Consider the following 14173-nt stretch of genomic DNA (forward strand, 5'->3'; position numbering starts at 1 on the left):
ATGAAGAAGATATTAATAACTATAGTAATTGCAGCTACATTAATTGGCTGTTCAGATGATGATCAGAAAAGTTACCCGCCACCAACAATCGGTGGTAGCGGTAACGAAGTTGGAACGGCACAAATTTGGGTTACCAGTGGCGATGAGAGCAGGTTGCTTTCAGCACAAGATCATCTAAGTATTATTGATAATAAGGAGACATCATACCCTTCCATCACCATTAATGAAACTGAACAAATGCAGGAAATAGAAGGGTTCGGGGCAGCTTTAACCGGTTCTTCTGCTTATGTGATTAATAATTTAAGTACTGCACAAAAAAACAGTTTGCTTTCCGATTTGTTTGATGTAGAAAGTGGAGCGGGAATGAGTTATTTACGATTAACCATTGGAGCTTCAGATTTTTCTTTGGAAGATTTTACTTACGCCGATATGCCGCAAGGGCAGGAGGATCCTAACCTGGATAATTTTTCTATAGCCCATGACGAAATGCATGTAATTCCTGTAGCAAATGATATTCTAAGTATTAACCCAGAAGTTAAATTTATGGGAAGTCCTTGGAGTGCTCCTGCTTGGATGAAAGATAATGAAAGTCTATATGGAGGAAAATTAGAAGAACAATGGTATACAACCTACGCCAATTATTTTGTTGAATATATTCAGGCTTTTAAAAATCATGGAATTCCAATTGATGCGATTACTCCACAAAATGAACCTCTACATACTTCAGGCTATCCAACTATGCGTATGGAAGCTCAGGAGCAAGCTAACTTTATAAAAAATGCATTAGGACCTGCTTTTGAAAGAGCAAATATTTCAACAAAAATTATTGCTTACGATCATAATTTTGATGAAGCAGGTTACCCAATGACCGTCTTAGGCGATGCAGAAGCTAATCCTTACGTCTCAGGCAGCGCCTTTCACGCTTATGCCGGGGATGTTAGTGCGATGTCACAAGTTCATAATGCTTACCCAGACAAAGGACTTTATTTTACGGAAATTTCCGGAGGAGAATGGAGTACCGATTTTTCCAGCAACCTAAGATGGTATGTTCAGAATATTTTAATGGGTTCTACCAAAAACTGGTCTAAAAACGCTTTGTTTTGGAATTTGGCCCTCAATGAAAATCATGGACCTACCAATAATGGTTGCCAAGATTGTAGAGGAGTGGTTACCATTAACTCTTCAGGAGAAATAGAAAAAAATGAAGAATACTATGCGATAGCTCATTTTTCAAAATTTGTAAGACCGGGTGCACATCGAATTGGCTCTTCAAATTTTGATGATAATTCAGGCTTAGACGGTATTGCTTTTCAGAATCCTGATGGGAGTAAAGCATTGATAGTACTTAATGAAACTCCAACTTCAAAGACATTTTCTGTGATTATGGGAGAGAATAGATTTGATTATACCCTTTCTCCAGAAAGTGTAGCCACCATCACGTGGGAATAAAACTAAAAATTTAGAAAGATGAAAAAATATTATAGCTATATACTTATTTGTTTATCGGTTTTCGGGCTATTGAGCTGTGAAAATGATGATAACTTAGACCCTATTGGGAATTGGGAATTGTCTCAACCCGAATTAATTTCACCTGAAGAAGGAGAAGAACTATTGCTTCAGGAAGATCGGGCTAATGAAAATTTTTATTTTGAATGGCAAGAAGCGGTTTCTACTGCAGGGTTTCAGGTTCGTTACGAACTTCAGATCGATACCTTAGGTAGCGAAGATCATGATTCACCGATCATCAGTGTGAAATCTGATAATAACGGAAAAGCAACTTCAGCAAGCATTCAGGCTTCAGATTTAGATTTAGCGTTATCCTACGCTGGTTATCCAGCTAATGAATCTTCAGAATTAGAATGGACGGTGGTAGCGATTTGTCAAGATACTAAAATGTATGCTACGAGAACCTTAAGTGTCACTCGATTTGAAAATGAATACGTTCCTAATCAATTGTTTATAGCTGGAAGTGCTACAGAAGTAGGGAATGATATTTCAGCAGCGATTCCTATGCGTCATTTACAAAATGCATCAGGAGCGTCCACTTCTATTTTTGAAGCTTATACTTCTTTAGAAGCAGGGCAAACTTTTAGTATATATAGTCGCCAAGAATTGCCAGCACATATCTATGGAGGAGAAGAAGGAGTTATCGAAAAGAACGGAAACCCGATTGCAGTAGAAGAAAGCGGTGAATATAGAATTACCGTAAACTTAAACGATAATACCTATTCGCTTTGGAAAATAGAGCATTGGAGTATTGTAGGAAGCGTTATTCCAAATGCTTGGGATGGTGACGAACCTTTGGAATATATGGGTAATGGTGTTTGGGAAACAACGATGTTTTTAACCGTACCAAATGGAGAAACAACCGGAGCTTTTGTTTTCAGGGCTAACCAAGATTGGGGGTATTTATTGAAGCGAATTCAGGGAACTTCCAATGAACTTTATATGGAGTCTCAAGCCGGCGAGGCAGGAATAAACATCGAAGATATTCCGTTGAATAATTCTGGAGAATTTACCGTTACCTTAGATTTATCTGGCGATACCTACACTTATAATTTAGAGAGTAATTTAAGTGCTCCTTCAGAAACCCCTCCAAGTTTGTTTTTATTAGAAAACGGAACTTCGATTGCTCAATTCTCTTTAGAGGGTGATACGTTCACTTCAGCATACCTTCCATTACAAGCCGGAGTAAGTTATTCCCTAAATAGTGCGGAAGATGGTACGGGTACTTCTTATTTCACCTCGAATATCATTGGCGCTACCGATAGCCCTGATGGTGATAGTGTTGCTGCCGGAATGTCCTTTGTAGAAGGGCCAGGTGAGTTTAGCGTAGATCATGATCAGGCGTATAAACTAACTTTTAATTTTGCAACAGGAAGTGGAAGTTGGCAATATTACAACCTTAAACTTTTCCATTGGGATCCAAGTAATTGGGATGGTCGTAATGAATTTGCAATGACTTATGTACATCCTATGCAATTCACAACTACCCAAAATTTAGAAGCAGGATACAACCTAAAATTTAATTCGCCTTGGGACGTACAGTTTGGTACTCCTGAAGGCGGTGATAATTCAGTGATGAGTGGAGCGTTAGTAAATGGTGGTGGCGATTTAAACCCTATCACGCAATCAGGAAGCTATCAAGCTAATATCACTGTAGATTCTACCTACTCCAATGCAACTTTTGAAATTATAGCCGAATAAAAATTAATTTCCTTAAACTTTCCTAAGCAGATGACTTTAGCCAATCATCTGCTTAGGTATTTTACATCAACAATGAAAAAAATACTTCAACAATATACAGGAGTAGCTTTAGGATTTTTACTAATGGTCAGTATGCATTCTTGTAAAGATTCTAACACAAATTCCTCTAAAGAAGAAAATACACCGATAGGCAAGGTTTATGTAACGACACTCGATCAATCCCAATTATTAGCCGAAAGTGAACTTTATCAAACCCAAAGTAAAAGTTCAGAACAACTACCGGTCATTCAAATTAATCCAGGGAAAACCTATCAGGAAATGGATGGCTTTGGGTATACCTTAACCGGTGGTAGCGCGATGCATATCCACAACATGAAGGATGATGCACGTCAGGCTTTATTAAAAGAATTATTTGGAAGAGATGCTAGTAGTATTGGAGTGAGCTATTTACGTATAAGTATTGGCGCTTCAGATTTAGACGAAGCACCATTTTCCTATGATGATTTAGCAGAAGGTGAAACCGATAAAAACCTCGAGCATTTTTCTTTAGCAAACGATACCCTTCATTTAATTCCGGTGCTAAAAGAAATTATTAAAATTCAGCCGAATATTAAAATCTTAGGTTCTCCTTGGTCACCACCAACATGGATGAAAACCAATAACGATACCCGCGGTGGAAGCTTAAAAGAAGAATTTTACGATAGTTATGCCAGGTATTTTGTAAAATATATTGAAGCTATGAAAGCTGAAGGGATTACTATTGATGCGATTACGGTACAAAACGAACCTTTGCATCCCGGTAACAATCCGAGTTTGTTAATGCAAGCTGAACAGCAAAAAGAATTTGTAAAAAGTCATTTAGGACCGGTTTTCGAAGAAAATAATATCAACACCAAGATTATTGTTTATGACCATAATGCCGATCGTCCCGATTACCCTATCACGATTTTAAACGATTCTGTGGCTGCAAAATACATTGATGGTGCTGCTTTTCATTTATACGGTGGTGAAGTTGATGCTATTTCTAAAGTACACGAAGCGCACCCGGATAAAAATTTGTATTTCACCGAACAATGGGTAGGAGCTCCCGGTGATTTTGCCAAAGAAATGAATTGGCATACCGAAAATTTAATTATTGGAGCTACCAGAAACTGGTGTAAAACAGTTTTGGAGTGGAACCTTGCTGCCGACGAAAATCAAGAGCCCCATACCGATCGGGGTGGTTGTGATCGTTGTTTAGGCGCTATCACTATTGAAGGTGATAAAGTTATAAGAGAACCGGCATATTATATTATAGCTCAGGCTTCAAAATTTGTAACTCCGGGCTCTGTAAGAATTGAATCTAACCTACTCAAAGATTTACCAAATGTAGCTTTTAGCACTCCTAAAGGTAAGATTGTAGTGATTGTACAGAATAAAAATAAAAAAGAACAATCCTTTCTGCTTCAATTAGAAAAAGAAACGCTCGAAGTGAAATTACCAGCACAATCCGTTGGTACATATGCCATTTAAAAATCCCCAAAAACTATAAACTTTATGAAATTAAATTCATTATTGCTAGGAGTATTTTTATGCCTTGTAAATTTAGTCCAAGCACAACTAAACAGTACCGCTCACGATGAAGAAATTGAGTCGTTAATCGATAAGATGACCATCGAAGAAAAAGTAGGGCAGATGACCCAAATTACCTTAGATGTCATCACTAAAGGAGAAGATATTTATTCCAGTTACGAACCTTTTGAATTAGATCAAGATTCGTTAAATAAAGCTTTGGTCGATTATCATATTGGTTCAGTTTTAAATACCGCTAATAACCGTGCCCTCACACCGCAAAAATGGTATTCATTAATTAGTCAGATTCAAGAAACAGCCTTAAAAGATCGATTAGAAATTCCCGTGTTATACGGAGTAGATATGATTCACGGTGCCACCTATACCGTGGGCGCAACGATGTTTCCACAGCAAATAGGGCAGGCTGCTACCAGAAATCGGGATTTAGTAAGAAGAGGCGCAGAAGTTACCGCTTACGAAACTAGAGCCAGTAGTATTTCGTGGAATTTTTCTCCGGTATTAGATTTAGGGATGGATCCTCGATTTCCTAGAATTTGGGAATCGTTTGGAGAAGATCCTTATTTAATTTCAGAATTAGGCGTAGAAATGATCAATGGTTATGAGGGGGAAGATAATGACCTTTCAAATCCTGAACACGTAGCTAGTTCACTGAAGCATTTTCTAGGCTATCACGCAGCTACTTCAGGAAAAGATAGAACACCTTCTTATATTCCAACTTCAGCCTTACGCGAATATCATTTACCGGCATTTAAAGCGGCGGTTGACGCCGGAGCACATACGGTGATGGTGAACAGTGGTATTATTAACGGAATTCCGGTACACGCTAATAAAAACTTATTGACTGGTTTGCTGAAAAATGAATTAAACTTTAAAGGAATAGTGGTAACCGATTGGGCAGATATTGAAAATTTAAATCGCCGGGATCGAATTGCTAAAGACGATAAAGAAGCAGTGATGATGGCGATAAATGCCGGAATCGATATGTCGATGGTTCCTTACAAATACGAAGTTTTTTACAATAATTTGGTAGAATTGGTGAACGAAGGAAAAGTAAAAGAAGAACGAATTAATGATGCGGTACGAAGAATTTTACGTGTAAAATTTGCATTGAATTTATTTGAGCATCCTACCACAAATCCTAAAGATTATCCTGAATTTGGTAGTGAAGCATTTGAAAAAGCAGCTTACCATACCGCAGCAGAATCGATTACCTTATTAAAAAACGAAGAAAATATTCTTCCTTTAAAAAAGAATACCAAGATTTTAGTCACTGGACCTAATGCTAATACTATGCGAACTTTAAATGGAGCGTGGACGTATTCTTGGCAAGGTGAAAAAACTCCTGAGTATGCGCAGGAATATAACACGATTTTCGAAGCGCTTCAGCAAAAAGGAAAGAAAAAGAATATTACCTATGTTCCCGGAGTTAGTTATAAAATGGACGGAAAATACTATGAGCAAGCTCCAGATCAGTTAGAAAAAGCGGTTGCTGAAGCTAAAAAAGCAGATGTAGTTATTTTATGTTTAGGAGAAAATACCTATACCGAAAAACCCGGAGATCTCAATGATTTATACTTAAACGAACATCAGATAGCATTAGCTAAAAAAGTAGCTGCTACTGGAACTCCTGTAATTTTAGTGTTGAATGAAGGCCGACCACGAATTATTAGCCAGATTGAACCAGCTATGCAAGCGGTAGTACAAACCTATTTGCCAGGAAATTTTGGGGGCGATGCGCTAGCCGATATTTTATATGGTGAGGTAAACCCTTCCGGGAAGTTGCCTTATACCTACCCACGCTATCCCAATGCTACAATTGGTTATATTCATAAACCTTCCGAAGAGCAAAAGAAAGCCGAAGGGGTTTATAATTATGAAGCCGATTACAATCCACAATACCGGTTTGGCGATGGCTTAAGCTATACCTCTTTTAGTTATTCAGATTTAAAAATCAATAAAACCGAAATTGGAGCAGGAGAAGATTTGGAAATTTCTGTTAAAGTGACGAATACTGGAAATCGTAAAGGGAAAGAAGTGGTAGAGCTTTATACCTCAGATTTGTATGCCAGCAAAATCACACCCGATGTAAAACGCTTACGAAGGTTTACAAAAATCGAATTAGCCCCTAAAGAATCCAAAACCATCAACTTTATTATTTCTACCGATGATTTAAAATATGCCGATAACCATGGCGAGAGTATTTTGGAACCCGGAGAATTCAAAATTTTAATTAAAGATTTAGAAGAAAGCTTTTTGGTGAATTAGTTGTACCAAAAAAAATCCATTAGAAAACAGGCAGATCTAAGAATCTGCCTCGTTTTTATTTATCAAGATTCCTAAAACTTCTTCACCCCTACTTCAACTAGTAACATGGATTTAAAGAAACGATCTTTTCTTCCTACAGAAAAGTTTTTGTTCCTTTAAAATAGGTTCCACCTTGAACCCCAATATAATCTCAAAACCGACTTTACGCAATTCCATTTTCATTTTAGCATGCTCTCATTTGTCATAATTCCAGTTCTCTTCATCCTTCATGCCTCAATGCCTAAAAAAAGGGAAGGTTTTTGTTGTATATGCTGCCTGCATTTAGTGAGTGTTATTCCAAACCTCACCTCACGGGTGTACAAGCACCCTCATTATCATATTTAATCCACGATAAGTTCAATTCCGGCTTTTTCGGCTTTGTATTTTATTTTGGTCATCAGCTCATAATAATTCCAATTCCTTAAAACAAATCCGTCTTCTTTGGCAATTTTCATTTTATCTTCCTGATTTAATAAAATAAGTGTCCCGGCTTCATGTTTAATACAAAAATCAATAAGCTTTCGGCTGTATACATGCAAGCGGTTACCTACATAGTTTTTTTCTTTTTCGTGAAATCTCTCTACTGCTTTTGTTTTGCGTTTACGACCTTTTCCAGATTTGCAATAGGCAGTAGCATTTTGCGCCCTTTTTAAAGCAGCCTGTATGGCTAATCTTCTATATAAAAACTCTTCCCGACTGCCGATACTAAGTGTTGCTTTTCTGGATTTTACTATAATAGGATGTTCAAGGGATAAGGAAGCTTCTGCAATGACTTCCGGTTTTAGGTTATGCTTTTCTTTCGCGACTTCAAATACGGCCAACCAATAAATTTTTCCTTTTTTCAACTGAATTTTAGAAGTACATAGCTTTATGTTTCCGGCTACTACCTGTTCCAGTAAGCTTCGTTTATCAGTATAATCCTTGCCTAAATAGGTTTTAAAAGGGATGGAAAATAGACGAAAGCAAAATGCTTTTTTTTCTTTTTTATAGGATAATCCATGAATACCTATCGTTCCAAATGGAAAAGGAATATCCCTTCTAAAATTTGCAAGCGAGCGCTCTCCCCTCCTATATTGTACCAAGTTTTTATTAAAATTATTCATGATATTATAATTCATATTGGCTAAAATGTTGGTTGGGACCTCACCTTTAAAACGATCAGATACCACCCGGTAGGTACAATTGCTCTTTGAACGATTGAGTATGCCATCTTCAGCTTTTTTTTCATCCACCAGCCTATATCTTATACCTTCCGATAAATAAAAAAAGTCCTTAATCATTTCCTGAATATACTGGTGAGTAACAATAAGGTTACCCGCCCTATAGCTTCGGTTTTGCCAACGGTATAGGGTATCAAGAGCCTCTTTTCTTTCTTCTTTAGTAGGTGCATCCACTAGCAACTGGATCTTCCGGGTAAGTTTTATAGTTTCTTTTCCCATGATTAAGCAGATTGTTGTTGTTTGTGTTTACTTTGTAAAAGCTTATAAGCAGTCACAAATTCCTTGTGGACTTCTTTTTGGGATAGTTGCAATTCTTCTGCAATAGCCGCAAAAGAATAGTGCATTTCATTCCGTAGCTGTAAGACTTTTTCTTGTTCCCTGGTTATTCTAGTATTTTTCTTTACTTGAATTTGATCAGGTTTTGAACCCAAATTGCTCCCTTGGTGAATAATCTTTTTAATATCGTCAATCGCTCTTTTTACCTCATTACTGGTATAGGTAGTGCTTGTTCCCATAAGCTCAGCAATATTTTTATACTGAAAACCGTATTTTAAGCAGAGTTCAATTAGATATCTTCTTTCCGGCCTGAGTAAAGGAAAAACACACCTTATTCGGTCAAGAGCTTTTTGGTTGACTTCCTGATCTTTTAGATGCTCATCTTCTGACTCCGGGTCATAGCCATGTATATATTCCTGGTAGTTCTCGTAATTATCCAAGCTGTTGATGTTCCGGTGAAAATTATTCCTGGGTCGGATATAGTAATAGCTACAATCCCGTTTCATCACATGAAGAAGGAAGTAGAGCATATGTTTAGGATCTTCTATATGATCTCTTTTCTCCCATAATTTTAGGAACGTATCCTGAAGAATGCTCTCAATAACAAATTCATCCTTAATTAGCTGCTTCCCCATCCAAAAGAGCTTATGCTGATATCGGGCATAAATAAACTCCATGGCATCAGGATGCCCTTCTTTTAAAAGTTTAAACTCACGTTCCATAGCCAACAGTTTTTAATGTTGGATGGGATCTTCGAACAGGGACTGTACTGATAACTAATAGGAGCCTAGCGGTGTGGAGTATAGTTTTCATAATTTACTGTGGTTTGTTTGTCTTTAACTAATTTGAAACCATAGGCCTTCCCAAAAAAGCCGTTAAACTTAGGGAAAGGCTTATATAGCTTAAGGGAAGGCTTTCTGGCTTCTAGCCTAGACTAAATGGCTAATTCATTAAACGCTGGTTTCTTCTTATAGGTTTGGTTTTATGTTTATATCATTATTAAATCAAGTCTTATACTGCCCGAAAAGAATAGTGCTATAGAGTTTCTATTTACAATAGATGCTATGTAAATGATTACATCATTGCTTAGTGATACTCAAATATAGTAAAAAAACTAAAAAGGATACATATATGTATCCTTTTTTTGTTTTAGAAAATGTGACTTTTATCCTAATGTCAGATAAAAAGCTCATAACAGAGAAAAAAGCGCTAGGATTGAGAATTGCTGAACTCAGAAAAAAAGTTATCGATCCAAGCACAAATAAGCCTATTTCTCAAGAAGAATTAGGATTGAGAACAGGAAACGCAAAAAAGACGATTGGTGAAATTGAAAGAGGAAATACTAATCCGACTTTTGAAACTTTATTTAAAATCGCTCGAGAATTAAAAGTTCCGATTATAGAACTATTTAATTATTTGAAATAAAGAGAACATATCTTGAAATTGAAAGAGAAGGTCGTAAACTAACCAGTTATGACAGCAGAAGAAAAGTTCGTCACTTCCTGTAAAAATCGTCTAAGCATTGCGCCGTGGTGATTGAGGAATTCAAAAAAGTAAGGATTAAAAGTAAATTTTTCATTGGTTTGCTGTTTTACTATAACCTAATTTAAATAGCTAGTTTGAATTTACGTTTTTAGGTAATAATTCTAATAGGCCTTTCCAAATATCTTTATTGAGACTTCCATCTTTAATAATATTAATCCAACCTAAACCACATCGATGATGGGTTTCTCGTTCTTCTATATTTTCAAAATGCTCTACCATCCATTTTTTTTCTTCATTTGTAGGATATAACAAAATAGCTGTTGGGGCTTCCCAATATTCATTATATACATACATCTGTCGTAAATCATTAGTGCTTGGTTTATTATTGTGAACCATTTTCCATTTGGTATCAATGATTAACTCTGTCTTATCACCTTTCATAATCACAATATCCGGACGTATATGGATACCATTCCAAAACGATTTACTACATTGACTTAATACCCGATAATCACTATCCCTATAGGCTTTCCTAAGCTCAACCAATATATACTCTTCCCACAGATTATTCATATCAAAAAGCAAGGCGATCATTTTTTCATTACCGCTTTGTACATTGGGAGCAAAATTGAGGATGATGAGTCGGGCTATTTCTAAAGCGGTAACGTAAGCTTGTTCTTTACGGCATATCACCAATTGATTGAAAGTTGCCGCAGTAGCCTGAATAGACTTCACCTCGGGAAAATCCAATTGTATGGATTTACACTTGCCGTACAGGTAACCGCCACGGGTAAATTGCTCGATGATACCCAATGCCTGCTGTAGTATTTGATGAATCAAATGGTCTTTATCATATACCTGATGTTCGGTATAAAAACGTTCTTTATGCACCAGGTTTTGCGAGATTTGCTTGGCAAAAACCAACTTCCCTTTTAAAGTATTTAAATTACCCTGTTTGCGGTAGTATTTTTTTATCAGTCCTTGATGGATAAGTTTTTGTACCTCATTGAGATACCACTCAAAATAAATATCAAGTAGATGTTTGCTCTGCTTAGTAACATTGGCGTGATCCACCTGATTTAGTTTAAGCTTGCGGGTAGCTTTGAGCATATCGATCAGCACATCGCGCCAAAGACCGGTATCAGTAGCGCTACGATCTGCTTTAGGCATGATTTCGATACAAAGATCATCCACCTGCAACACACCTACATAGTGTTTAAAAGTAATTTTGTCAAGACCGACCGTAAAGTACTTATTCCCGTGTATTTCGTTTAGTTTGACGAGTGCTCGAAAATGCTTCTGTTCAAAAATAACATCATCCTGCACTTCGTTTATTCGTAAGGTTTGATATTCAAATACCTGAATACAATTCGTTTTATTCATAACCCATTAGCTCTTGAATTGCAGCATCAAAATCAACTTCATCAAAAGGCTTAAGTACATAACGAGTAGCTTCCTGTTTCACTTCAATTGTTCTTGACTTTGAAAATATAGCTTGGGCATCATAGTTTTCTATTTCAATAAATTCTTCACCTATAACCAAACCAATCTTAGCATAATCGTTATAAAAATACTCTTGGAGTAAGGGTATAATTTTATTCTGAAAAACTTCCTGGAGTTTAAGCTGCATATCTCCTGCACTATAAACTTCAAAGAAATAAGAATGTCCAATAGTATGATCACGGTCTAGCAAATACTCGATACGCTTATTAATAATTTTAAGAATGATATCTAGCCTTATCCCTGAAAAATTAAATCCTTCAAAATAAGCTATCTGTTTTTCGTCCATATCCTCCTTAACCATTCGCTGCCAAATATCCTTTCGTTGGTTATACAGATCATCATCCGCACCAACAAAATTTAAAAACTGTTCTTCTTTAGGTTTATAAATGGCACTATGCCAGGCATTCTCTTTATGTTGCCATAGTAATTCCCAGTATATGCGCTCTGGTTTTAATAAATCAGGATTAGGCATAATCTCCTGAAATGAAAATCTTCTCCTTAAAGCGGTATCGAGTGCTTCAACAGAGCGATCTGCGGTATTCATAGTCCCTATAATGTATACATTAGAAGGTATCGAAAACGGTTCTTTAGAATAAGGTAAAGTAACCTCAATCATTTCCTTTTTATTCTTGCGCTTATCTGGTTCAAGAAGGGTTATTAATTCTCCAAAAATGGCTGATACATTGCCCCGGTTGATTTCATCGATGATGAGCACATAATTTTTATTGGTTTGCTTGGCTTTCTTACTATCTTTTAAAGCGTAATTATCTTTTAAATGCTGAAGAATGCTCTTTACATAACTGGGGTTATACATCCCACTGGTATCTTTACCGATATACAACTTTTTTATAAAATCTATAGAAGCGGGATAGTCGGGTTGTTCATTAACACTATTCTCTGGATTGACTCTAAAGGTGGTACCTCCGTTATACCCCACCCTATATTTCTTACCTCTACTCGTTTGTAAAACTTGTTCGCCTTCACTCTCTATTTTAGCTTTAAACTTTTCAATAGCCTGTTCTACCGTTTCACTACCCCCCTCCGCGTGTTCACATAATTCTTTAAATACCCCAGGTACTACTTTGTAAATTACTTCTTCCTTTTCATTGGTTTCAGGCTTAATACCTTCTACAAAATCCTCATAACCAAAACTTTGATGGAATGTAGTAAAGGCTACCTGATTCGATTCAACCAGCCCGTGATATGCTTTATTTATCTGATCTCTATAACTGAATTTACTTTCAGGATCATAAGAGAAATCTGGTTTTGCGATGGATACGGCAAGTTCTTTAGTTTCATAGGTTTTTCCTGTACCTGGAGGGCCATATAATATTTGATTTAAAGGAATATCAAATTCCTCAATTTTATCAAAAACCTCTTGGTTCCTGTTATTCAAGAATATTTTTTCGATAGCATTTTTGTTCCAGACTCTACTGATGGTATTTCTATATCCTCCTTGTCCTATCAATTTTACAGGTTGAAAATCAGGTTCCCAATTCACCTCTAATTTTTTACCATCATTGTGATTACCGGTTACAATACCCCGCGCGTGTACTTCAAGAACGGGTATCGTACGCCCTTCTTTTTTCATCGTATAGGTGGTCTTAGCTGCTATTGCCGCACCTACCGGTACCCGCTTTGTATTATTGATAAACTTAGTATCGTATCCATTAACCCAAATCCCCTCTTCTAAAAATTTACTAAGTTGATTGGTCTCTTTCGTGCCATAATAATGAAAACCTACGCAATAGTACGCGGGTATATTTTCGTTGTAATCCATAAATACGTATAATTAAATCTTTATAATACCTCCGTTGCTACTTCTAATATTCCATTTATCAGTTGCCCCTTTATAAATAACCAACTGTCTTTATCGCATACAATGATTAATTGCTTTTTGGTCCTACTAATTGCGGTATTGATGTTGTTAAGACCTGATGACATTGCATTTGTAGAATCGGTAAACCAAGGTTTTTTTCCATTGCTTATATCACAAACAGAATAAATTACCGTATCCCATTCCTGTCCTTGTGACTTATGTACGGTAAGTATTTTATTTTCGCGATTAAAGTCGGGTAAGGCACGAGCCAAACCACCAACCTGAGCAGCATAAGGGGCGAGTATAGCCATATTACTATCCGTCTTAAAGTTCTGAGTGACCAAATCTTTTATAGCTCTAATCTCACTTTCATTTTTTCGGGTACCATTTCTAAATTGAGCAGGATTTTTAACATCCAGAATAATTATATCTGTTTCTGTTGAAAGACCTGAACTGAAACCTTCCGGATATACATACTGCTGCAATACATTTGATAAACGCTTCCCAAAGCGATGGGTCACTGTCAAATTTTGCTTCTCAAGCTTTGTAAAATCAGGTTTACTTTTGTTAAGATACCTCGTAAGTACAGGTTTTAAAGAATCATAACTGTACAGATCCTCAATAAATATTGCCGATTGATCCCAGACTGGATGAGCCGGCCATAGTGAACCACGTGCGCCGGATGAAAGTGAGCATAGCAAACTAAGTGCGCAAAATCGATTCTACTGTGGTTAAATTTACTATTTATTTTTAAGTTTTTTCCTCATTGATTCCCCCTTGATATCTA

10 protein-coding genes are annotated in these 14173 nt (G+C 36.6%); 5 read left to right on the forward strand and 5 right to left on the reverse strand.

The window, feature by feature from the left end:
• The 4 genes from AC13DP_RS11110 to AC13DP_RS11125 all read left to right on the forward strand — a co-directional run bounded on the left by AC13DP_RS11110 (position 1) and on the right by AC13DP_RS11125 (position 7044).
• Positions 1–1449 (forward strand): glycoside hydrolase family 30 protein, encoded by a 1449-nt coding sequence (locus AC13DP_RS11110; protein WP_347407730.1) that lies wholly within the window; start codon positions 1–3, stop codon positions 1447–1449.
• 18 nt (positions 1450–1467) lie between these two features.
• Positions 1468–3207, forward strand: a complete 1740-nt coding sequence (locus AC13DP_RS11115; RefSeq protein ID WP_483067823.1) for a SusE domain-containing protein — start codon at positions 1468–1470, stop codon at positions 3205–3207.
• 72 nt (positions 3208–3279) lie between these two features.
• The gene (locus AC13DP_RS11120; protein ID WP_347407732.1) at positions 3280–4719 is read left to right on the forward strand and encodes a glycoside hydrolase family 30 protein; all 1440 of its coding nucleotides are present in this window, start codon (positions 3280–3282) and stop codon (positions 4717–4719) included.
• 24 nt (positions 4720–4743) lie between these two features.
• Positions 4744–7044 (forward strand): glycoside hydrolase family 3 N-terminal domain-containing protein, encoded by a 2301-nt coding sequence (locus AC13DP_RS11125; RefSeq protein ID WP_483067824.1) that lies wholly within the window; start codon positions 4744–4746, stop codon positions 7042–7044.
• A gap of 380 nt (positions 7045–7424) precedes the next feature.
• On the opposite strand, the gene AC13DP_RS11130 is transcribed toward AC13DP_RS11125, so the two are convergent.
• Positions 7425–8522 (reverse strand): nuclease/transposase family protein, encoded by a 1098-nt coding sequence (locus AC13DP_RS11130; protein WP_483067825.1) that lies wholly within the window; start codon positions 8520–8522, stop codon positions 7425–7427.
• A gap of 2 nt (positions 8523–8524) precedes the next feature.
• Positions 8525–9301 (reverse strand): RNA polymerase sigma factor, encoded by a 777-nt coding sequence (locus tag AC13DP_RS11135; protein WP_483067826.1) that lies wholly within the window; start codon positions 9299–9301, stop codon positions 8525–8527.
• Positions 9302–9752: 451 nt separating this feature from the next.
• Here AC13DP_RS11135 and AC13DP_RS11140 point away from each other — a divergent pair, with 451 nt between their 5' ends.
• Positions 9753–10004 carry a helix-turn-helix domain-containing protein gene (locus tag AC13DP_RS11140; protein WP_483067828.1) on the forward strand — a complete coding sequence of 84 codons (252 nt, stop codon included), beginning with the start codon at positions 9753–9755 and terminating at the stop codon, positions 10002–10004.
• A 189-nt stretch (positions 10005–10193) separates the two neighbouring features.
• On the opposite strand, the gene AC13DP_RS11145 is transcribed toward AC13DP_RS11140, so the two are convergent.
• From AC13DP_RS11145 to AC13DP_RS11155, 3 genes are read right to left on the reverse strand one after another with little or no spacing between them, the layout of a single operon-like run.
• Positions 10194–11447: an McrC family protein gene (locus AC13DP_RS11145; protein ID WP_347406448.1), complete on the reverse strand. Its 1254-nt coding sequence runs from the start codon at positions 11445–11447 to the stop codon at positions 10194–10196.
• Positions 11440–13347, reverse strand: coding sequence for an McrB family protein (locus tag AC13DP_RS11150; RefSeq protein ID WP_347406449.1), 1908 nt, complete (start codon positions 13345–13347; stop codon positions 11440–11442). The genes AC13DP_RS11145 and AC13DP_RS11150 overlap by 8 nt, the downstream gene beginning before the upstream one ends.
• Before the next feature lie 20 nt (positions 13348–13367).
• On the reverse strand, positions 13368–13907 hold the full coding sequence (locus tag AC13DP_RS11155; protein WP_483067827.1) for an AAA domain-containing protein: 540 nt from the start codon (positions 13905–13907) through the stop codon (positions 13368–13370).
• Between the last annotated feature and the right edge of the window lie 266 nt (positions 13908–14173).

It is taken from the genome of Zunongwangia sp. L-65 (assembly GCF_056859415.1).

Bases quoted from the DNA above. Each gene is read 5' to 3' on its own strand.
- AC13DP_RS11110 (WP_347407730.1), top strand. From the start codon at position 1: ATGAAGAAGATATTAATAACTATAGTAATTGCAGCTACATTAATTGGC.
- AC13DP_RS11115 (WP_483067823.1), top strand. From the start codon at position 1,468: ATGAAAAAATATTATAGCTATATACTTATTTGTTTATCGGTTTTCGGG.
- AC13DP_RS11120 (WP_347407732.1), top strand. From the start codon at position 3,280: ATGAAAAAAATACTTCAACAATATACAGGAGTAGCTTTAGGATTTTTA.
- AC13DP_RS11125 (WP_483067824.1), top strand. From the start codon at position 4,744: ATGAAATTAAATTCATTATTGCTAGGAGTATTTTTATGCCTTGTAAAT.
- AC13DP_RS11130 (WP_483067825.1), bottom strand. From the start codon at position 8,522: ATGGGAAAAGAAACTATAAAACTTACCCGGAAGATCCAGTTGCTAGTG.
- AC13DP_RS11135 (WP_483067826.1), bottom strand. From the start codon at position 9,301: ATGGAACGTGAGTTTAAACTTTTAAAAGAAGGGCATCCTGATGCCATG.
- AC13DP_RS11140 (WP_483067828.1), top strand. From the start codon at position 9,753: ATGTCAGATAAAAAGCTCATAACAGAGAAAAAAGCGCTAGGATTGAGA.
- AC13DP_RS11145 (WP_347406448.1), bottom strand. From the start codon at position 11,447: ATGAATAAAACGAATTGTATTCAGGTATTTGAATATCAAACCTTACGA.
- AC13DP_RS11150 (WP_347406449.1), bottom strand. From the start codon at position 13,347: ATGGATTACAACGAAAATATACCCGCGTACTATTGCGTAGGTTTTCAT.